Consider the following 19,638-nt stretch of genomic DNA (forward strand, 5'->3'; position numbering starts at 1 on the left):
ACCATTTAGTGTTTATTTTTAAATGTACTTGAGAAAAGTTTGAAATAGAGGAAGTGTTATATATGGGAAACGAATTTCGTGTGTGCGATGATTGTCAGGCAACGAACGTTAAAACGTTGATTCCGAAGTTAAAAAAAGTAGATTCATGTGCAACGATTGAAGTTGGATGTCAGTCTTACTGTGGCCCTGGTCGTAAAAAATCATTCGCATTTGTAAATAACCGTCCAGTTGCGGCTCCAACAGAAGATGAGTTAATTACAAAGATTGAAGTAAAGTTAAATAAGTAAGAAAAAGAAGAGTGAGCAGATTCCTCTTCTTTTTTTATGCCCATAAGAGGAAAAAATTATTCTATGAGAGTGCACTTGGTCGGAACTAACATGCAATTTTAATGAATTTGTATTTCAAAATAATAGTTGACAGTCTTTGGAAGCGATAGGTAGAATAGAAGGTGTCTGATTCTGAGAATCATTATCAAGAAAAAGTTAATTTGCTTAATTTTTTTATTGTTATTTGAGAATAAATTTCATTTCATATAAATATATGTTGTTGGTTAGGATGGTTGAGGGATGGAAGCGAGCGCAAGGAGTATAGAACAGCAAGAAGAGAGTGTCAAAGAGATTAAGAGCAGGCCGCTCGTTGCTTCTATTATTTTAATAGCGGGCACAGTTTTATTAGCTTTAAGTATGGCAGTTTCTATTTCATTTGGTGCTGCTGATATTAGCTTAAAGACGGTATGGCAAGCTGTGTTTCAGTTTGACGGTTCTATTACGCATCATAACGTAATTCAAGAACTTCGCATGCCTAGAGCGATAGGGGGCGTAGTTGCAGGTGCCTTTTTAGCGGTATCCGGAGCAATTATGCAAGGTATGACGAGAAACCCACTGGCATCACCATCTTTAATGGGGATTACAGATGGCGCTGTATTCGGAATTGCAATTATGTATGCATTCTTCCCTAATTCACCTTATTTAATGTTCGTTATCGCATCTTTTATTGGAGCTGCGTTTGGTGCGAGCATTGTATATGGAATTGGGTCTTCTTCACCAGGTGGATTAACACCTGTGAAATTAGCTTTAGCAGGTGCAGCAATTAGTGCTTTATTAGGGGCCATTTCATCTGGAATTGCGTTGTATTTCAATCTTGCCCAAGAGGTAAGTATGTGGAATGCAGGTGGAGTTGCTGGAGTGAAATGGGAAAGCATTAATATGCTAGTGCCGATCGGTCTAGTTTGTCTCTTTATCGCGATTATGATGTCGAGGTATATTACGATTTTGAGCTTCGGTGAAGAAATTGCAATTGGACTTGGTCAAAATACGACATTAATTAAATTCATTGGAACAGTACTTGTTCTTGTGTTAACAGGTTCTGCGGTTTCTATCGCGGGATCAGTTGGATTTGTTGGTCTTGTAATCCCACATATGACTCGTTTCCTTGTAGGCTCAGACTATAGGTGGGTTATTCCATGTTCTGCAGTCTTAGGTGGATTATTAATCGAGTGTGCAGATATGCTATCTCGCGTTATTAACCCGCCATTTGAAACGCCGATTGGAGCAATTACAGCGCTAATTGGGGTTCCATTCTTCCTCTACTTAGCACGTAACGAAGGGAGAGGGAAAATGTGAGGACGAGCGTCTTAACAAAAAAGAACGTTTCTGTTTTAACAATTTTAGTAGGATTAATCGTTGCTGTATTTTTAGTGAGTTTAAATACAGGAACATTTAAAATCCCGCCAATGGACGTATTAAAGTCATTGGTTGGACTTGGGGCTGAAGATCAGTCTGTTATTTTATTTGAATTCCGTATGCCACGTATGGTTATTGCTATATTAGTTGGTTCTGCATTAGCTATGTCAGGAGCAATTTTGCAAGGGTTATCACGAAATCCACTTGCTGATCCGGGTATTATAGGTATTAACGCAGGTGCAGGATTAACAGTTGTTGTATTCGTCTACTTTTTCTTCGGAAAAGTTGGAACTGGTACACTTTTATCTGTATTTATCCTTCCATTTTTCGCACTAGTTGGTGCGATATTAGCGGCGGTTATTATTTATCTATTAGCATGGAAAGACGGCGTTTCATCCACTCGATTAATACTTGTAGGTATCGCTGTTGCAGCTGGATTTGGTGCTGTTAGTTTAATTTTTTCTATGAAGATGACATCGAATGATTTCCGTTTTGCTACGATTTGGTTAGCAGGAAGTCTATGGGGTACCGATTGGAAATTTGTATTAAGTGTACTTCCGTGGATGGTTATTTTCTTACCGCTAGCTATTAGTAAAGCACACATATTAAATGTAATGAACCTAGGCGATTCTACAGCTGTTGGTCTTGGTGTAAACGTAGAAAAAGAAAGACGTAAATTATTATTTATTGCAGTTTGTTTAGCGGGTGCATCCGTCGCTGTTGCCGGAGGAATTGGCTTTATCGGTTTAATGGCTCCGCATTTAGCGAGGCGCCTTGTTGGTGGCAAACATCAAATTATGTTGCCTACAGCTGCGTTAATAGGAACGTTCTTACTTTTATTTGCAGATGTAATTTCAAGAAGTGTGTTAACTACTTCAGAAATACCGGTCGGTCTAGTTATTTCTGTAATTGGTGCACCATATTTCATATACTTACTTATGAGGACAAAATAAAGGGAGGCTTTTTGCATGGCAACTTTAGCAGTTGATTCGGTATCTGTTGGCTATAATGAAGGGTTAATTATTGATGGATTAACAGTTGAAATTCCAGAAGGAAAAATTACGACGATTATTGGACCAAATGGTTGTGGGAAGTCCACATTATTAAAAACGGCTTCTCGTATTTTGAAAGCAAAAAAAGGTACTGTTTATCTTGACGGAAAAGCAATTGAGAAACAGCCAACAAAAGAAATCGCAAAGAAAATGGCGATCTTACCACAAACTGCAGAAGTGCCAACAGGTCTTACTGTATTTGAACTTGTTTCATATGGACGTTTTCCTCATCAAAAAGGATTTGGGACATTGAAAGAAGAGGATTATCGCTATATTCATTGGGCACTTGAAGTGACGGGAATGACAGAATTCGCAAATCGCCCAGCAGAAGCTTTATCAGGTGGTCAACGTCAACGTGTATGGATTGCGATGGCTCTTGCACAAGGAACAGATTTACTCGTGTTAGATGAACCAACAACATACTTAGATATGGCTCACCAACTTGAAGTATTAAACTTACTGAAAAAGCTAAACCAAGAAGAAGGCAGAACGATTGTTATGGTTATCCATGATTTAAACCATGCCTCTCGTTTCTCCGATCATATGATTGCATTAAAAGCAGGTAAGTTAATGAAACAAGGAACGCCAGATGAAGTTATGACAAGTGAAACACTTCGAAGTGTGTTTGAGATTGAAGCTCAAATCGTTCCATGTCCAGTAAACTGTAAACCGATTTGTTTAACATATGATTTAGCGATGATTAATAATCAATTGCGTAAAAAAGCATAAGTAGAACCCCCTCTTTAAGAGGGGGGACTTTTAATGGACGTTGAGCTTCTTATTCATGATATAGGAAGTTGAACGCCCGTTAGAATGGGTTATGAACAACGATTAATAAATATATATTAATTAATTGTTAAATTGTTTCTTATAGTTCACTGTAACTTATAAGAGAAATACAGCTAGAAGGAGTGGGAACATGAAGAATTTTAAAATGGCACTATTAGCAATGGTACTAGTCGTTACTTCTGTACTATTTGCAGCTTGTTCTAACAAAGAAGAAGAGAAGAAAGCAGATGCGAAGGATGCGAAGACTGAAGAGCGCACTGTACAACATGCAAAAGGGGAAATTAAAATCCCTGCAAATCCAAAGAAAATTGCTGACCTTAGTGGTTCAACAGAAGAATTATTAATTTTTGGTATGAAGCCAATTATTACTGCTAATACATCTCAAGAAAAAATTGATACACATATTGCAAATAAATTAAAAGACGTTAAACCAGTTGGCTCTGCTTGGGGCGATAAAATTAACATCGAAGCAGTAGCTGCTGCAAAACCAGATTTAATTCTTGTAAACAATCGTCAAGAAAAAATTTATGATCAATTATCTAAAATTGCACCAACAGTTATGTTAAAAACTCCATTAGATCAATGGCGTCCAAAATTTGAAGAAGTAGGTCAAATCTTTGGTAAAGAGAAAGAAACAAAAGAATGGTTCAAACAGTATGATGAAAAAGCAAGCAAATTACATGACAAAATCATCGCGAAAACTGGCGATGCAACATTTATGAAAATGGCTGCATATCCAAATGCTTTCCGTGTATACGGTGACTACGGTTACGGTAGTGTAATCTTTAATGATTTAAAATTACCAGCAGTTAAAGGTACACCAACTGATAAACCGCTAGTACAAGTACAAAAAGAAGCTTTAATCGATTACAATCCGGATTACTTATTTGTATTTACAACTGGTGACGGTTCTCAACGCTTAAAAGAATTCCAAGAAGAATCAATTTGGAAAAACATGAACGCTGTTAAAAACAACCACGTATTTACAATTAAAAATGAAGACTTAAACAAAGGTTACTTCCCACTAGGTAAAGAAATGATCTTAGATGAAGTTGCTGAGTTCGTTTTAGGAAAATAATGTATAAGAAAAAATCACTTTTACTTCGGTAAAAGTGATTTTTTCTTTTTATAAAGGGAATTAATATAGTCTTTCATTTCTTTCTGTTTCCTATTTCGTTTATAATATATAGTAAGAATGCAGTAAGGAAAGGGGGATGTCGAAAAGTGGTATATTTAAACGACAAACTCAGCGAAACAAAAGTGTTTAAAGACCCAGTACATAAATATGTGCACGTGCGTGATCGCGTTATTTGGGATTTAATCGGAACGAAAGAATTTCAACGTTTGCGCCGTATTAAGCAGCTTGGAACGACATTTTTTACATTTCACGGTGCAGAGCATAGTCGCTTTACTCATTCGTTAGGTGTATATGAAATTATTCGTCGTATGATTGATGATGTGTTTGATGGCAGACCGAACTGGAATGCTGAAGATAGATTGTTATGTTTATGTGCGGCATTACTTCATGATGTCGGCCACGGCCCATTTTCTCACTCGTTTGAAAAAGTGTTTTCGCTAGATCATGAGAAATTCACACAAAAGATTATCGTTGGAGATACGGAAATTAATCGTATATTAAGCCGTGTGGATAAGGATTTTCCGCAAAAGGTAGCCGATGTAATCGCGAAAACATCCACTAATAAATTAGCGATTAGTATGATTTCAAGTCAAATTGATGCAGACCGTATGGATTATTTATTAAGAGATGCTTATTTCACAGGCGTAAAGTACGGCAACTTTGATATGGAACGTATACTACGTGTAATGCGTCCATACGGGAATCAAGTAGTCATTAAAAATAGTGGTATGCATGCTGTTGAGCATTATATTATGAGCCGTTATCAAATGTATTGGCAAGTGTATTTCCATCCAGTAACGCGCAGTGCCGAAGTTATTTTAACGAAGATTTTACACCGTGCGAAATCATTGCATGAGAAGTATTATACATTTAAAAATCACCCGGTTCATTTCTATTCTTTATTTGAAGAAGAAGTAACAGTAGAGGATTATTTAAAGCTAGACGAGAACGTTATGTATTACTACTTCCAAGTATGGCAAGACGAAGAGGATCCAATTTTAAGTGACTTATGCCGTCGCTTTATGAACCGAGATTTATTTAAATACGTAGAGTTTACAGATAAGCATGGTTTAGATAATTGGATGGAATTAAGTAGCTTATTTAAAAAGATTGGACTCGATCCAGAGTATTATTTAGTAGTTGATTCAACATCAGACTTACCATATGACTTTTATCGTGCTGGGGAGGAAGAAGAGCGTTTACCAATCTTACTTCTTATGCCGAATGGAGATCTTAGAGAGCTTTCACGTGAATCGGATATTGTTGAGGCGATTACTGGTAAGAAGAGAACGGATCAAAAATTATTCTATCCGCATGATTTAATCTATGAAGATGGAAGAAAAGGAAAATATAAAGAGAGAATTATTGAGTTATTAGAAGGAAAGAAATAAGAAGCAGCGAATGGCTGCTTCTTATGAAAGAGCTTGAAATTATTTGTCGCTTAAGCGTTTTCCGCCAACGGCATAATGGTTTTTAGACATTTCTTCGATGAAAACAACGATGTTTTCTTCAGGAGCACCAGTTGTTTCGCTTACTGCTGCTGTTACTTTCTCAGCAAGAGCTTTCTTTTGTTCCTCTGTGCGTCCTTCTAGCATTTTCACTGTTACGTATGGCATGTACAATCGCTCCTTTTATGTAAGTTACACTCTTATTATAGCGGATTATGGGGAAGAACAATCGAAAAAACAAATATTTTCTTTTTTTGACATATTGAAGAGGAGTTGTAGTATGGATCAGTTATTTAGATATCCATTGCAGGAAATCCCGTTAGTAGCAATGGCGATTATTATTGCGTTATCTGTGCATGAATTCGCACATGCGTATGTTGCATATAAATTTGGAGACGATACAGCGAAAAGACAAGGGCGTTTAACATTATCGCCGATGGCTCACTTAGACCCTATCGGGATGATTGCTGTATTGATTCTTGGATTCGGTTGGGCAAGACCAGTACCAGTTAACCCGTATAACTTTAAAAGACCTCGCCTTGCGGGAATATTAGTTTCAATTGCAGGGCCAATTAGTAATTTAATTTTAAGTGCGATTGGTTTAATTATTTGGTATAGCTTAATAACATTTGGTGTGCTAGATGCAATTCCACCGGCAGTAGGAAAGACGTTAAGTCAATTCTTCCAGATTTTCATCGGGCTTAATGTTGTTTTACTTGTATTTAACTTATTACCGATTCCACCACTTGATGGGTATCGCGTTGTGGAAGATTTAGCACCAGCAAATATTCGTGCGAAAATGACACAGTATGAAAAATATGGAGCAATTGCGTTATTAATTCTTGTTATTACACCGCTTAGCAATTACACAATTCAGCCTATTTTCAATGTTGTTATTCCGCATGTATTTGTATTTTTAGACAGTATCATTGCGCCTATTTTTGGGCTTTTATAATTAGTAAGCGAGGAGGAAGTTACATATGACTGAGAAAAAGAAAAAAATCGGTTTTAATATCGTAAAGAATGATTCAACAGATGGACATGGTGGATTTGGTGTTGGAGCATTAAGTCTAGAAAACATTTCACCTGTATTTGTCGATGTACTAGAGAAAACAGCATTCGTTGATATCGGAGCGATGCATGCGCGTAGTACAGTAGAAAAAGGAATTAAGTTTTTAACAAATAAAGATGAAGTTCCAAACGGCAAACCATTTTGGCTTGTTTGGGTGACGATTGAAAGAACGGCAACAGGTGCTTATTATGCTGGTGTAACAGCTTGTGAAATGACAGTTGACCGTGAAATTCGCCGCGGATATAAATCACTTCCAGAGCATGTAAACAAAATGGATAAATCAATGAAGCGTCACATTATGGTTGACCATATGGATGAATCATCTAAAAAAGTACTTGGTACGTTCTTGAAAGAACATAATGAAGCAATTTGGAACGAATCTAGTGAAGAATTGCGCCGTGCATTATTAAGTGAATAAAAAATAGCTGACGGATGCCCGTCAGCTATTTTTTTTACCAAGGAAGGTATTTTTTCCACCAGCTTGCTTTCGTCTTTTCTTCACTGTTTTTTTCAAATTCCTCTTTGTCATCAACATGATCCATACAATATTCCGTCGGTTCTGTACCTTTTGCAAAATACATTTTAACTGAAATTGGACAGTTTTTTGTAGCGATTTTTCCGTTTTCTGGATTGATATTGACTGCTACGACATCGCTTGGTTGTTTAAATTCTTTTTTAGGTTGACCATCTAAGCCTTTTTCCATCGTATCGGTCCATATTTTTTTCGCATACCCTTGTTCTGCTACATTTGAAATCGATTTAGGTTGATCGTATCCAACCCATACACCAGTGACGATTTGCGGAGTGAATCCAATCATCCAACTATCCGTTTCCGTAGAACCAGACTTACCGGCATATGTTCTGGATAGCTTTGATAACATCGATTGACCGGTCACAGCGGCATAACTGCTTAGGTTTTTATTAAACATACCCGTCATCATTTCTTCCATCACAAACGCTTTGCTTTTATCGAGAACTTGTTTGCTCTCTAAATGAGCATCGTATAGCATGTTTCCTTCATGATCCATAATGCGGCGAATAAAGGTTGGTTTTACTTCTTTTCCACCATTGGCAAACATGCTATAAGCGTTAACCATCTCAAGTGGTTTTACTGGAGATGTACCGAGAGCTAGAGAAGGTACATCTTTTAACGCACTCGTAATTCCAAATTGTTTTGCCGTTTTTGTGAGTATATCTTCTCCTAAAAACAAATTGGTTTTTACAGCATATACATTATCAGATACTGCAAGGGCCTGTGCCATCGTTACAAAATCGTCTGCATAATAGTCTTTATAGTTTTTCGGTTTATATTTTGAAACACCATCACCTAAAGTGAATACAGTGTATTCGCTTTTTAAGCGCGTAGCGGGAGTGAATCCTCGTTCTAAGGCTGCATAATATAGAAAGGGTTTAAATGTAGAACCAGGCTGACGAGCGGCCTGTGTAGCCCTGTTAAATTGACTCTTATTGTAATCAGTACCACCAACGAGAGCAGCCACTTCACCCGTTTTTGGGTTCATAGAGACAAGAGCTGTTTGTATGTTTGTTGTGTCAGGGATATGATCTTTTACGGCTTGCTCTGCTACAGATTGTAATTTAGGATCTAGCGTTGTGTAAATACGTAAGCCACCTTTTTGTAAGGCTTGTTCATCTAATCCGATATCACGAAGAAGAGAAACTTGTACAGCATCTTGGAAATAAGGCGCGACCTCTGCTACTTTTTTCGCATCTAATGAGGCAAAAGTTAGTGGCTCTTTCTTTGCTGAAGTTGCTTGTTTCTTCGTAATATAACCTTGTTCTACCATTTCATCTAATATGAGAGATTGTCGTCCTTTTGCACGATCCTCTTTTAAAAAGGGAGAATAGACACTAGGTCCTTTCGGGATACCTGCAAGCATACTAGCTTCCGCTAATGTTAATTCTTTTGCTGTTTTATCGAAATATAGACGAGATGCAGCTTCGATTCCGTAAGCACCATGTCCGTAATAAATTGTATTTAAATATCCTTCTAAAATATGATTTTTATTATAATTCACTTCAAGGCGGATAGTGTACATCGCCTCTAATAGTTTTCGTTTCCACGTTTTATCATGATCTAAATATAGATTACGTGCATATTGTTGTGTAATCGTACTCGCTCCTTGCACCTTTGCCATCGCCTTTAAATCAGCGACAATTGCACCTGCAATACGCTTTATATCAAAGCCGTGATGTTTATAAAATCTTTGATCTTCGATAGAAAGTGTCGCTTCTTTTACATAAGGAGAAATGTCATTCAGAGAGACATTGTAGCGTTTCTGTATTGCATTACTTTGTCCTATAACAGTGTCATCATTAGCATAAAAGACACTTGTTTGCGGAACCGCAACAGGGGGAGGACCCATAATTTTTGCAACTATAAGAATAACAAAAAAGGAAAAAACGAAGAAAAGGACGCAAGAAAACATTGCGGTGAAGAAAAGACGTTTATATTTTTTAAGTTTTGGATTCATAGTTTGATCCATCTTTTTTCAGCCCCTCATTAATACAAGCGTTATTGTATTAGTATTGAGGGTTTTGAGTTATTTTAAACAATGAAATTTCGAAAATAAAAAAGCCCCTTCCATTAAGAAAGGAGCTCAAAGGCACGTGCTGGCCAATCAGTAATAATGACATCTACACCGTAATCAATCATAGTTTGTAAATCTTTGTATTCGTTAATTGTGTAAGGGCGGAAGACATATCCTTGTCCCTGTGCTAATTGGACAAACTCTTTCGTTAATAATTGAAAGTTTGGGTGTAATCCAGTTGCTTCTCGTTTTTTTGCTTCAGCAATAGGATCTGCAAGTGGTGTATCGTACAAAATTGCTCTTGGAATTTCTGGAGCAATTTCTGCTAATAATGAAACGGAATCATGGTTAAATGATGAAAATACAATTTGATTGGACAGATGATATTCGCGAACAAGGGCAACAACTTTTTCTTCAATAGTTGAATAGTGAATCACATCTGTTTTTAATTCAATGTTAAGTTGTAAGTTTGTTGTAGAGAGCCAAATAAATACTTCGCGTAACGTTGGGATTTTTGCTTCATGGAAAGAAGGATCTTTAAAGCTACCGGCATCTAAAGCTTGTAATTCTTCTACAGTTTTGTCGGAAACAAGTCCTACACCATTTGTTGTGCGGTCCACTGTTTCATCGTGAATCACGACAAGTTCACCATCTTTTGATAGATGGACATCAAGTTCAATTCCATGAGCGCCAATGCGTTCAGCTTCTTGGAAGGCAATCATCGTATTTTCGGGATGTGTTCCTTTGACCCCGCGGTGAGCGAAAATAAGTGGTTTACTCATGTTAGATTCTCCTTATTATCTCTTTTCTTTCATTATGAAACTGCTTGGGGAAAAACACAATTGAACAGGGAAAATATTTACAAACTCCTAACAGTTGCGTAAAAGTTAACGTTAACGTAAAATGTAATAGTTGAGTGAAGGGAGGAATAAACATGTATAAAATCGATGAAGTAACAAAGCAAGTTGGTTTAACGAAACGTACACTCCGTTATTATGAGGAAATTGGTTTAATTCATCCCCCGGAGCGTAGTGAAGGGAACATTCGTCTGTATACAGATGAGGATATTGCAAGAATTAAAAGGATTGTAGAAGCGAAAGAAGTACTTGGAATTACACTTCAAGAAATGCAACACTTCTTATCGTTAAAAGAAAGAATGGAACAAAGGAGAAATAGCGAGAACCCTCGTGATCGCGAAGTGATTCAAGAAATTAAAGAGATGCTTGCAAAACAAGTGCAAACGTTAGACGAGAAAATGGAGCAAATGCAGCGTGTAAAAGCGGAACTTGAGGATAGTTTACATCGTGCAGTGACATTTTTGGATAGTACAAAAGGAGAGTAATCAAAATGGAGAGCAAACAAAAACTAGGGAGATTGATTACAGTGGTGGCTACCTTTCTTGCCTTTTCGGGTATAGGGGTAGTCGACCCAATTTTGCCGATTATTGCTGAAAAAATTGGTGCAACGCATTGGCAAGTCGAGATGTTATTTACAGCTTATATTTTAACGATGGCAATTATGATGTTACCAGCTGGAATATTTGCATCAAGATTTGGGGATAAACGAATGATGACAATCGGTCTTGCAATTGTGACTGTATTTGCGTTTATATGCGGTATATCGCAAACGATTGCTCAATTATCTCTTTTCCGTGCTGGATGGGGACTAGGAAATGCGATGTTTTTTGCGACGGCAATGACACTTTTAATAGCATTAAGTAAAGAAGTTCATGAAGCAGTTGGGTTATATGAAGCAGCTATCGGTTTAGGGATGGCAGGCGGACCGTTATTAGGTGGTATATTAGGTGGACATTCTTGGCGTTACCCATTTTTCGCAACGAGTATTTTAATTTTCTTAGCATTTATTTTAGTTTTCTTTTTTGTAAAAGAACCAGAGCGAAAAGTGAAGCGTAAAGCAGCTGGCATGGGAGAATTACTTAACCTGGTGAAGTATAAACCATTTATGCAAGGTGCCATTTCAGGGATGCTATATTACTACGGATTTTTCGTCGTTTTAGCATATTCCCCACTTGTTATGCATTTATCTGCCATTCAATTAGGTTTTGTATTTTGTGGATGGGGATTAGCGCTAGCTTACGGATCAGCAATTTTAGCACATAAGCTAGAAGGAAAATATGAGCCAAAGACAGTATTAAAGGGCAGTTTACTCGTATTTGCGATGTTATTAATTGCGCTATTCTTCGTGAAAATTATGTGGTTACAAATCGTATTAATCGTTCTATCTGGATTAGCGTCAGGATTAAATAATGCGTTATTTACAAGTTATGTAATGGATATTTCACCTTATGAAAGATCTGTTACGTCAGGGGTATATAACTTCGTCCGTTGGTTAGGAGGCGCGATTGCTCCAATTTTATCAGGAGTTATCGGTCATACAGTTTCGCCGCAAAGTCCGTTCTTAGTTGGTGGGATTGTTGTGTTAGTTGGTTGTGTAATGATCTTAATCCCGATTCGTAAACCAGTAGAAATAGAGACAAAAGCCCTTTCTTAAGAAAGGGTTTTCTTTCCTATTACAGGACAAACCCTTTTCATATATATGTTAGAACCCTCTGACTAAAATATATTTTCGGTATTTTTATACTTTTAACTATACTTTTTGGATGTTTTGTTTTATTTTTGTTAGGGGACATTAATGATGTCCCCTATTATAAATTTGCACTGAAAGGCGTGATTGTACGATGGAACTATGGTTCACTGAAAAACAAACAAAACATTTTGGGATTACTGCGCGTATTAACCGCACATTACATACGGAGCAAACAGAATTCCAAAAACTTGATATGGTTGAAACGGAAGAGTTCGGAAACATGCTTATTTTAGACGGCATGGTTATGACAACAGAAAAAGATGAGTTCGTTTATCATGAAATGGTAGCGCACGTACCTTTATTTACACATCCAAACCCTGAAAACGTTTTAGTTGTAGGTGGTGGTGATGGCGGTGTTATTCGTGAAGTGTTAAAACACCCAAGCGTAAAAAAAGCTACTCTTGTTGAGATTGACGGAAAAGTAATCGAGTACTCTAAACAGTACTTACCATCAATTGCAGGCGCATTAGACAATGAGCGTGTAGAAGTGAAAGTAGGAGACGGTTTCCTACATATCGCGGAAAGCGAAAATGAATATGACGTAATTATGGTAGATTCTACTGAGCCAGTTGGACCAGCAGTAAACTTATTTACAAAAGGTTTCTACGCTGGAATCTCTAAAGCGTTAAAAGAAGACGGTATTTTCGTTGCGCAAACGGACAACCCTTGGTTCACACCAGAACTAATTACGACTGTGTTTAAAGATGTAAAAGAGATTTTCCCAATTACTCGTTTATACACAGCAAACATTCCGACATACCCAAGTGGACTTTGGACATTCACAATCGGATCTAAAAAACATGATCCATTAGAAGTAAGTGAAGAGCGTTTCCACGAAATTGAAACGAAATACTACACAAAAGAATTGCACAATGCAGCATTCGCATTACCGAAATTTGTTGGCGATTTAATTAAGTAAGAGAATCGAATTGTAACAAATAAAGTGTAAATAGCTCATTTAAGGTGTTTGTCCAGAAGACTTGAACATGCTAGCTATTTACACTTCTGTAAAGAAAATCGTCTTCTTGTTATGAAACAGAAGACCCCGGTAAATCGAGAAAGAGGAGCAACTCGCTCCAAATTTGAGAAATATGAAAGGTTGGGATACCTTAAGTTCCACATAAGGAGGAAAAGAATATGCGTTTTGATGAAGCTTATTCAGGTAAAGTATTTATTAAAAGTCATCCAAGTTTTGAAGAGTCAAAGGTAGTTATTTATGGGATGCCTATGGATTGGACAGTAAGTTACCGTCCAGGATCTCGCTTTGGCCCTGCACGTATTCGAGAAGTATCAATCGGTCTTGAAGAATATAGCCCATATTTAGATCGTGAACTAGAAGAGGTAAAATATTTTGATGCGGGTGATATCCCATTACCATTCGGAAACGCACAACGCAGCTTAGACATGATTGAAGAGTATGTATCAAAACTTTTAGATGCCGGTAAGTTTCCACTAGGTCTCGGCGGTGAGCACTTAGTGTCTTGGCCAATTTTTAAGGCAATGGCAAAAAAATATCCGGATTTAGCAATCATCCACATGGATGCTCATACTGATTTACGTGAATCGTATGAAGGGGAGCCTTTATCCCACTCTACACCAATTCGTAAAGTGTGTGATTTAATTGGTCCGGAAAACGTATATTCTTTCGGAATTCGTTCTGGAATGAAGGAAGAATTTGAATGGGCAAAAGAAGTAGGTATGAACTTATACAAATTTGACGTATTAGAACCGTTAAAAGAAGTATTACCGAAACTTGCAGGACGCCCAGTCTATGTCACAATTGACATTGACGTATTAGACCCAGCTCACGCTCCAGGAACAGGAACGTTAGAAGCTGGAGGTATCACATCTAAAGAATTATTAGATTCCATCGTCGCAATTGCAAATTCAAATATAAATGTAGTTGGAGCGGACTTAGTAGAAGTGGCTCCTGTCTACGACCATAGTGATCAAACACCAGTCGCAGCAAGCAAATTCGTGCGGGAAATGCTGCTCGGTTGGGTGAAGTAAAAGCGGAGGCAGCTCGCTCAGAATCGCAGGTCATTGGAACGCTCGACCGAGAAGTGCTTTTGGCGCAGGCCGAGAGTGTGAAATGGCTGGAGATTCTAGCTGCAGTAGCTGGATAAAGTAAAAGTGAAGCTGACTGTTTAGACCCGGTGGCTAAGACTCTTTCCTGCAAAAGGCGTTTTTTGCCTCGAAGGAAGAAGCGAAGCCACCGATCATTCTAGCTGTCACGCAACATCAAAAAGAGCTATTCTCATTGTTTGAGAATAGCTCTTTTTATTATGCAACTTTTTCTTCCGAAGTAACTCCGCGAATTTCATCAGCAGAACGGATTGGATATTTGCGGAATATGATTGATCCAACGTATCCAACAATCGTGGTAACGATTCCACACAGTACAGCGGCGATTGTTACTTTTATAACGTCATTAAATCCGAATAAGACAAGAAGTCCTGGAATTGGTGATGCTGTTCCTGGCGCATTATTAACGAGCTGGAATAGGGACGTAATAATACCGGCAAGTGCACCGCCAACGAAGTTTGTCGCATAAATTGGAATTGGATTTGCTGAGACAACATCGGCTTGTGTTAAAGGCTCGATTGCTACAGCAATTGTATCTTTCTTTGAACAAATTTTTAGTCGTTTAAAGAAAATAAAGTTCATTGGGGCTGAAGCTGCTACGGCAAGACTACCAATTGCCATTGGTAAACCTGTTAATCCAAGCATGGCAGTTAGTGCCATAGAACTTAATGGGGAGGTAGAAATAACTGTTATTAATCCACCAAGCATAATACCCATAATGATAGGACTTTCTGTAGTTGCAACTGAAATCATAGAACCGATTTTACCGAGTGTTGCGTTAACGAGTGGATCCATAAGCATAGCCATTCCGCGTGAGATTGGTGCGGCAATAAATAAAATTGCTAAAAACTCTACACCAGCTGGTAATTTCTTTTCGAGAAATTTCACGATGAATGCACAAACGTATCCAGCGAAGAATCCTGGTAAAATACCGAATCCACTAGTAGCGATACCGATTAAAACAGCATATACGGGTGAAACACCGATTGCTAGTGCGACTAAAATTGCCGCTGCGACACCGCTCATACTACCAGAAGCTTCTCCTACTGATTGTAAAAAGTCATTATGAAACATCTCTCCACCAATATAACGGTGAAAGGCTTCAATAAGAAAACTTGCGATTGCTGCATTAGCTAAAGCACCCATTGCTTTCATGCCGTAAGGAGCACGGTAACTAAAAAGTGTAAATAGACAAAGTACAACAAGTAATAGTGCTAAACCTTGCAAGATAGCCATTTGAAAACTGTCTCCTTTGATTTTTGTAATAAAAATTCGTATCATTCAATAATAATATAAAAGTTTGTTAAACGGAAAAACTTTTTGCCCGGAAATTGCTGTAAGGTGAAAAATCCTTACAACAATGTAAGGGAAGTGTAAGGCATTTGGATAGAGTATAGTATGCTTTTTTTCGTATAATACAGGTATAGACATATGGTTAGCGAGAAAGAAGTGCAAACAGGAGGATTATGTATGAAATTGGTAATTAAAGTTTTAGCTGTATTCGCCATCATTTTAGGGGGAACAGCGTATTATTTAAACACAAAAACAGAAGGTGTACATGCTTTTGTAGACAACTTCTTTTCAAATAAAGAAATACAAGATTATTATGCAGTTATAGATAAAGGTGAGAAAAAAGATGATGAGTATTTATATACATTTAAAGGATATACAGAAGACGGAAAGCTACAAATTATTAAAAGAATGATGAACCGTGAATTGCATACAGGCGCTTTTATAAAAATTTATGCAAAAGGTATGCAGGGAAAAGGATGGGCTGAAATCTCGAAAGAGTCAATCCCGCAAAAGGCACTGCAAAAGATAGAAAAACCATAAAAGGAGCGAATCATTCGCTCCTTTTTTAGTGCGTTAAAATGGTGATAGATGTCTTTTCTTTGTTAGAAATGATTTTTGCACGTCCACCAATTGGGAAAGTGAAAATCGGGGTTGTATGACCGAAACTTGCGTTTGCAATGATAGGTATATGTGCCAGTTCAGGCTTTGAAACAATCATTTCCTGTATGTCTTCGATTGTACAATCTGCTCCTTTTTGCATTCTTCCTATAATAATACCTTTTACATATTCAAAATCTGGTTGCTGCATAAGGGAGTGTAAATAACGATCAAAAGTTTGAAGAGTAGCTTTTCCTGTTAGACTATCTTCTTCAAGAAATAATAATTTATCTCGCAAGTTCGGCATGTATGGTGTACCTTGCAGTAAATTTAAAGTGCTCATATTGCCACCAATAATATCTCCTGCTGCTTCGCCTTCGTGAATCGAAACATATCCTTCATTTTTAATAAATTCGCGATTTTCCTGGTCTACATACCAAGAATCATCGCTCCACGTTTCAGATGATAGGACTTCAATAGGTTCATTAGAAGTTAAGCATTTTAAAAAGTAATCGGTTGTATACTCGAGCCCTTTCTCCATTCCAAATGAAGAGAAATGGGGTCCTGAATATGTAACAAGCCCTGTTTTTGTGTAAATGGCATTATTTAAAGCAGTAATGTCAGAATAACCACAGAAAAATTTCGGGTTTTCACGGATTAAATCGTAATCGAGATGTTTCAATAAACCATTAGAGTTGTATCCACCAAGTGTCGTCAAAATTGCTTTTACATTAGGATCCCTGAATGCTTCGTGAAAATCTTGAACACGTGAAGAAATAGAAGAGGACGCAAAGCGGTCTAGCTCTTCAGCGTGTTTTGAGAACGTAACTTGAAAGCCCATGTTGTTTAATCTTTTTATAGCAAGATTTCTGTTTTCATTTGAGACAATACTTAAACTACAAGATGGTGAAATAACTCGTATTTCATCACCTTTTTTTAATTTTGTTGGTAGCATATAGGTTCACCTCTATTAAATGAAAGAATATTTAGATTTAAAAAATATTTTATCATATGAAATAAAGTGAAAGTGAATTATTTTTTGAAAAGGAGTTTTCCTGATTTTTCAGCAGACAGACAGAGTCTTTTTTTGATATGATAGGAAAAGTGATTTATTATAAGTAGTATTTAATATCTATAACATTTGAAAGGTGTGCAAGACGTGAAGAAACAACTTGCAGGCTTGCCGGTACACGTTCATTTCGTAACAGAAATCCGTGAAGGGGCGAGGAAGGAAACCGTTGCTTTTGAAGCAAATGGTCAATACTATGTAAAAGGTCAAGGTACATATATAACATTCCAAGAGCCGAACGAACAAGGCGAAGTGAAAACAATTATTAAAATTCAAGATGAACAAGTTCTCATTATGCGTTCAGGTGCTATTTCTATGCGTCAGACGCATGTGAAAGGTGAATGGACAACGGGTACGTATACGAGTGAACTTGGTACGTTTGCACTGCAAACAAAGACTGATAACGTTCTTTTTAAATGGTCGGATGAAAAGAAAAAAGGACAACTCTTCTTAACGTACGCATTGCTTCTAAGTGAACAAGAAGCTGGCAGATATACAATTACACTTAATTTGAAGGAGGCAAAATAATGAATTCTTTAGAACAAGTAAAAGGATTGATTAAAGAAGAAATTCAAGCTGCTGTATTAAAGGCAGAATTAGCGACAGAAGAACAGATTCCAAACGTTGTATTAGAATCTCCAAAAGATAAAACAAATGGTGACTTCTCTACAAATATGGCAATGCAACTTGCGCGCGTTGCGAAGAAAGCACCTCGTATGATTGCAGAAGAATTAGTTGCAAACTTCGATAAAGCAAAAGCTTCTATTGAAAAAATTGAAATCGCAGGTCCTGGTTTCATTAACTTCTACATGGATAATAGCTACTTAACAGACTTAATTCCAACAATCGTTAACGCTGGTGAAGCTTATGGTGAAACGAATACTGGTAAAGGTGAAAAAGTACAAGTTGAGTTCGTATCTGCGAATCCAACAGGTGACCTTCACTTAGGACATGCACGTGGTGCGGCAGTAGGTGATACTTTATGTAACCTATTAGCAAAAGCAGGATACGATGTATCTCGTGAGTACTACATTAATGACGCTGGTAACCAAATTCATAACTTAGCTCTTTCTGTTGAAGCTCGTTACATGCAAGCATTAGGTTTAGAGAAAGAAATGCCAGAAGACGGCTACCACGGTGCAGATATTATCGGCATCGGTAAACGTTTAGCTGAAGAATTTGGCGATCGTTATGCGAAAGCTGATGAAAAAGAAAGCTATGAATTCTACCGTGAGTACGGTTTAAAATATGAATTAGCAAAACTTCAAAAAGACTTAGAAAGCTTCCGTGTTAAATTTGATGTGTGGTTCTCAGAAACATCATTATACAAAAACGGAAAAATCGATCAAGCTCTTGCTGTATTAAAAGAGCGCGACGAGATTTTTGAAGAAGATGGGGCAACTTGGTTCCGTTCTATGACTTACGGTGATGATAAAAACCGTGTATTAATTAAAAACGACGGTTCTTACACGTACTTAACGCCAGATATCGCTTACCACCGTGACAAATTAGAGCGTGGTTTTGATAAATTAATCAACATTTGGGGTGCTGACCACCACGGTTACATTCCTCGTATGAAAGCTGCTATTCAAGCGCTTGGTTACGATAAAGACACGTTAGAAGTAGAAATCATCCAAATGGTACAACTGTACCAAAATGGTGAAAAAATGAAGATGAGTAAACGTACAGGTAAAGCAGTTACACTTCGTGAGCTTATGGAAGAAGTGGGCGTAGACGCAATGCGTTACTTCTTCGCAATGCGTAGCGGTGATTCTCATTTAGACTTCGATATGGACTTAGCTGTATCAAAATCTAATGAAAACCCAGTATACTATGCACAATATGCTCATGCGCGCGTATGCAGCATCCTTCGTCAAGGTGAGGAATTAGGATTAGCTACAGGCGGAGAGGTGAACTACAAAATTGTTACTTCTGAGAAAGAAGTAGAGTTACTGAAAAAACTTGGTGAATTCCCAGCAGTAGTTGCGGATGCAGCGCAAAAACGTCTGCCACACCGTATTACAAACTATGCATTTGAATTAGCAGCAGCATTACACAGCTTCTACAATGCAGAAAAAGTATTAAACCAAGATAACTTAGAATTAAGTAAAGCTCGTTACGAATTAATGAAAGCAGTACGTACTACACTTCAAAACGCACTAGCAATCGTAGGAGTATCTGCACCAGAAAAAATGTAATTAAGAAAAGCGGAGCCGACTGTTTAGTCCCGAAGGCTAAGGTTCTTTCCCACAGAAGA

At 37.5% G+C, this 19,638-nt stretch carries 20 protein-coding genes; 15 read left to right on the plus strand and 5 right to left on the minus strand.

Going from position 1 to position 19,638, the window contains the following annotated elements:
• Positions 1-62 precede the first annotated feature (62 nt).
• The 6 genes from EUC40_RS00175 to EUC40_RS00200 all read left to right on the plus strand — a co-directional run bounded on the left by EUC40_RS00175 (position 63) and on the right by EUC40_RS00200 (position 6,052).
• Positions 63-287, plus strand: a complete 225-nt coding sequence (locus EUC40_RS00175) for a YuzB family protein (RefSeq protein ID WP_000526076.1) — start codon at positions 63-65, stop codon at positions 285-287.
• Positions 288-566: 279 nt separating this feature from the next.
• Positions 567-1,622, plus strand: a complete 1,056-nt coding sequence (locus tag EUC40_RS00180; protein ID WP_000388287.1) for a FecCD family ABC transporter permease — start codon at positions 567-569, stop codon at positions 1,620-1,622.
• Positions 1,619-2,635: a FecCD family ABC transporter permease gene (locus tag EUC40_RS00185; RefSeq protein WP_001260767.1), complete on the plus strand. Its 1,017-nt coding sequence runs from the start codon at positions 1,619-1,621 to the stop codon at positions 2,633-2,635. The genes EUC40_RS00180 and EUC40_RS00185 overlap by 4 nt, the downstream gene beginning before the upstream one ends.
• A 15-nt stretch (positions 2,636-2,650) precedes the next feature.
• On the plus strand, positions 2,651-3,463 hold the full coding sequence (locus tag EUC40_RS00190; protein ID WP_071710824.1) for an ABC transporter ATP-binding protein: 813 nt from the start codon (positions 2,651-2,653) through the stop codon (positions 3,461-3,463).
• A gap of 190 nt (positions 3,464-3,653) precedes the next feature.
• Complete coding sequence (locus EUC40_RS00195; protein ID WP_071710823.1) at positions 3,654-4,601, plus strand: ABC transporter substrate-binding protein; 948 nt, start codon at positions 3,654-3,656, stop codon at positions 4,599-4,601.
• A 146-nt stretch (positions 4,602-4,747) separates the two neighbouring features.
• The gene (locus tag EUC40_RS00200; RefSeq protein ID WP_000262733.1) at positions 4,748-6,052 is read left to right on the plus strand and encodes an HD domain-containing protein; all 1,305 of its coding nucleotides are present in this window, start codon (positions 4,748-4,750) and stop codon (positions 6,050-6,052) included.
• A 39-nt stretch (positions 6,053-6,091) separates the two neighbouring features.
• On the opposite strand, the gene EUC40_RS00205 is transcribed toward EUC40_RS00200, so the two are convergent.
• On the minus strand, positions 6,092-6,277 hold the full coding sequence (locus EUC40_RS00205) for a 2-hydroxymuconate tautomerase (protein ID WP_001147171.1): 186 nt from the start codon (positions 6,275-6,277) through the stop codon (positions 6,092-6,094).
• A gap of 112 nt (positions 6,278-6,389) precedes the next feature.
• Here EUC40_RS00205 and EUC40_RS00210 point away from each other — a divergent pair, with 112 nt between their 5' ends.
• Together EUC40_RS00210 and EUC40_RS00215 are read left to right on the plus strand one after the other, a co-directional pair.
• Positions 6,390-7,064 (plus strand): site-2 protease family protein, encoded by a 675-nt coding sequence (locus EUC40_RS00210; RefSeq protein ID WP_156573170.1) that lies wholly within the window; start codon positions 6,390-6,392, stop codon positions 7,062-7,064.
• A 25-nt stretch (positions 7,065-7,089) separates the two neighbouring features.
• Positions 7,090-7,599: a YwhD family protein gene (locus EUC40_RS00215; RefSeq protein WP_000136683.1), complete on the plus strand. Its 510-nt coding sequence runs from the start codon at positions 7,090-7,092 to the stop codon at positions 7,597-7,599.
• A 34-nt stretch (positions 7,600-7,633) separates the two neighbouring features.
• On the opposite strand, the gene EUC40_RS00220 is transcribed toward EUC40_RS00215, so the two are convergent.
• Together EUC40_RS00220 and EUC40_RS00225 are read right to left on the minus strand one after the other, a co-directional pair.
• Complete coding sequence (locus tag EUC40_RS00220) at positions 7,634-9,685, minus strand: transglycosylase domain-containing protein (RefSeq protein WP_071710821.1); 2,052 nt, start codon at positions 9,683-9,685, stop codon at positions 7,634-7,636.
• A 101-nt stretch (positions 9,686-9,786) separates the two neighbouring features.
• Positions 9,787-10,512 (minus strand): glycerophosphodiester phosphodiesterase, encoded by a 726-nt coding sequence (locus EUC40_RS00225; protein WP_156573171.1) that lies wholly within the window; start codon positions 10,510-10,512, stop codon positions 9,787-9,789.
• A gap of 152 nt (positions 10,513-10,664) precedes the next feature.
• On the opposite strand from EUC40_RS00225, the gene EUC40_RS00230 reads away from it, so the two are divergent.
• From EUC40_RS00230 to speB, 4 genes are all read left to right on the plus strand, one after another.
• Positions 10,665-11,072, plus strand: a complete 408-nt coding sequence (locus EUC40_RS00230; RefSeq protein ID WP_000276563.1) for a MerR family transcriptional regulator — start codon at positions 10,665-10,667, stop codon at positions 11,070-11,072.
• Positions 11,073-11,077: 5 nt separating this feature from the next.
• Complete coding sequence (locus EUC40_RS00235; protein ID WP_149177600.1) at positions 11,078-12,241, plus strand: MFS transporter; 1,164 nt, start codon at positions 11,078-11,080, stop codon at positions 12,239-12,241.
• A 187-nt stretch (positions 12,242-12,428) separates the two neighbouring features.
• Positions 12,429-13,256: a polyamine aminopropyltransferase gene (speE, locus tag EUC40_RS00240; protein WP_000424696.1), complete on the plus strand. Its 828-nt coding sequence runs from the start codon at positions 12,429-12,431 to the stop codon at positions 13,254-13,256.
• A gap of 218 nt (positions 13,257-13,474) precedes the next feature.
• Positions 13,475-14,347 (plus strand): agmatinase, encoded by an 873-nt coding sequence (speB, locus tag EUC40_RS00245; protein ID WP_048528013.1) that lies wholly within the window; start codon positions 13,475-13,477, stop codon positions 14,345-14,347.
• A gap of 273 nt (positions 14,348-14,620) precedes the next feature.
• On the opposite strand, the gene EUC40_RS00250 is transcribed toward speB, so the two are convergent.
• A complete protein-coding gene (locus tag EUC40_RS00250) occupies positions 14,621-15,658 on the minus strand; it encodes a PTS sugar transporter subunit IIC (RefSeq protein WP_071710817.1) in 1,038 nt (345 codons plus the stop codon).
• 234 nt (positions 15,659-15,892) lie between these two features.
• Between EUC40_RS00250 and EUC40_RS00255 the strand changes: the two genes are divergently transcribed.
• The gene (locus EUC40_RS00255; RefSeq protein ID WP_071710816.1) at positions 15,893-16,255 is read left to right on the plus strand and encodes a YxeA family protein; all 363 of its coding nucleotides are present in this window, start codon (positions 15,893-15,895) and stop codon (positions 16,253-16,255) included.
• Between the two features lie 25 nt (positions 16,256-16,280).
• Here the strand turns inward: EUC40_RS00255 and EUC40_RS00260 are convergent, their stop codons facing one another.
• Positions 16,281-17,267 (minus strand): S66 family peptidase, encoded by a 987-nt coding sequence (locus EUC40_RS00260; RefSeq protein ID WP_156573172.1) that lies wholly within the window; start codon positions 17,265-17,267, stop codon positions 16,281-16,283.
• 204 nt (positions 17,268-17,471) lie between these two features.
• On the opposite strand from EUC40_RS00260, the gene EUC40_RS00265 reads away from it, so the two are divergent.
• The gene (locus EUC40_RS00265; RefSeq protein WP_002089794.1) at positions 17,472-17,909 is read left to right on the plus strand and encodes a YwiB family protein; all 438 of its coding nucleotides are present in this window, start codon (positions 17,472-17,474) and stop codon (positions 17,907-17,909) included.
• Positions 17,909-19,579, plus strand: a complete 1,671-nt coding sequence (argS, locus tag EUC40_RS00270) for an arginine--tRNA ligase (protein ID WP_156573173.1) — start codon at positions 17,909-17,911, stop codon at positions 19,577-19,579. The genes EUC40_RS00265 and argS overlap by 1 nt, the downstream gene beginning before the upstream one ends.
• Positions 19,580-19,638: the final 59 nt, after the last annotated feature.

The sequence above is a fragment of the Bacillus luti genome (assembly GCF_009739945.1).
Classification (GTDB): Bacteria; Bacillota; Bacilli; order Bacillales; family Bacillaceae_G; genus Bacillus_A; species Bacillus_A luti.

What these genes read in the sequence shown, in the direction of transcription:
- EUC40_RS00175 (WP_000526076.1), top strand. Translation starts at nt 63, where the DNA reads ATGGGAAACGAATTTCGTGTGTGCGATGATTGTCAGGCAACGAACGTT.
- EUC40_RS00180 (WP_000388287.1), top strand. Translation starts at nt 567, where the DNA reads ATGGAAGCGAGCGCAAGGAGTATAGAACAGCAAGAAGAGAGTGTCAAA.
- EUC40_RS00190 (WP_071710824.1), top strand. Translation starts at nt 2,651, where the DNA reads ATGGCAACTTTAGCAGTTGATTCGGTATCTGTTGGCTATAATGAAGGG.
- EUC40_RS00195 (WP_071710823.1), top strand. Translation starts at nt 3,654, where the DNA reads ATGAAGAATTTTAAAATGGCACTATTAGCAATGGTACTAGTCGTTACT.
- EUC40_RS00205 (WP_001147171.1), bottom strand. Translation starts at nt 6,277, where the DNA reads ATGCCATACGTAACAGTGAAAATGCTAGAAGGACGCACAGAGGAACAA.
- EUC40_RS00210 (WP_156573170.1), top strand. Translation starts at nt 6,390, where the DNA reads ATGGATCAGTTATTTAGATATCCATTGCAGGAAATCCCGTTAGTAGCA.
- EUC40_RS00215 (WP_000136683.1), top strand. Translation starts at nt 7,090, where the DNA reads ATGACTGAGAAAAAGAAAAAAATCGGTTTTAATATCGTAAAGAATGAT.
- EUC40_RS00220 (WP_071710821.1), bottom strand. Translation starts at nt 9,685, where the DNA reads ATGGATCAAACTATGAATCCAAAACTTAAAAAATATAAACGTCTTTTC.
- EUC40_RS00225 (WP_156573171.1), bottom strand. Translation starts at nt 10,512, where the DNA reads ATGAGTAAACCACTTATTTTCGCTCACCGCGGGGTCAAAGGAACACAT.
- EUC40_RS00230 (WP_000276563.1), top strand. Translation starts at nt 10,665, where the DNA reads ATGTATAAAATCGATGAAGTAACAAAGCAAGTTGGTTTAACGAAACGT.
- EUC40_RS00235 (WP_149177600.1), top strand. Translation starts at nt 11,078, where the DNA reads ATGGAGAGCAAACAAAAACTAGGGAGATTGATTACAGTGGTGGCTACC.
- speE (WP_000424696.1), top strand. Translation starts at nt 12,429, where the DNA reads ATGGAACTATGGTTCACTGAAAAACAAACAAAACATTTTGGGATTACT.
- speB (WP_048528013.1), top strand. Translation starts at nt 13,475, where the DNA reads ATGCGTTTTGATGAAGCTTATTCAGGTAAAGTATTTATTAAAAGTCAT.
- EUC40_RS00250 (WP_071710817.1), bottom strand. Translation starts at nt 15,658, where the DNA reads ATGGCTATCTTGCAAGGTTTAGCACTATTACTTGTTGTACTTTGTCTA.
- EUC40_RS00255 (WP_071710816.1), top strand. Translation starts at nt 15,893, where the DNA reads ATGAAATTGGTAATTAAAGTTTTAGCTGTATTCGCCATCATTTTAGGG.
- EUC40_RS00260 (WP_156573172.1), bottom strand. Translation starts at nt 17,267, where the DNA reads ATGCTACCAACAAAATTAAAAAAAGGTGATGAAATACGAGTTATTTCA.
- argS (WP_156573173.1), top strand. Translation starts at nt 17,909, where the DNA reads ATGAATTCTTTAGAACAAGTAAAAGGATTGATTAAAGAAGAAATTCAA.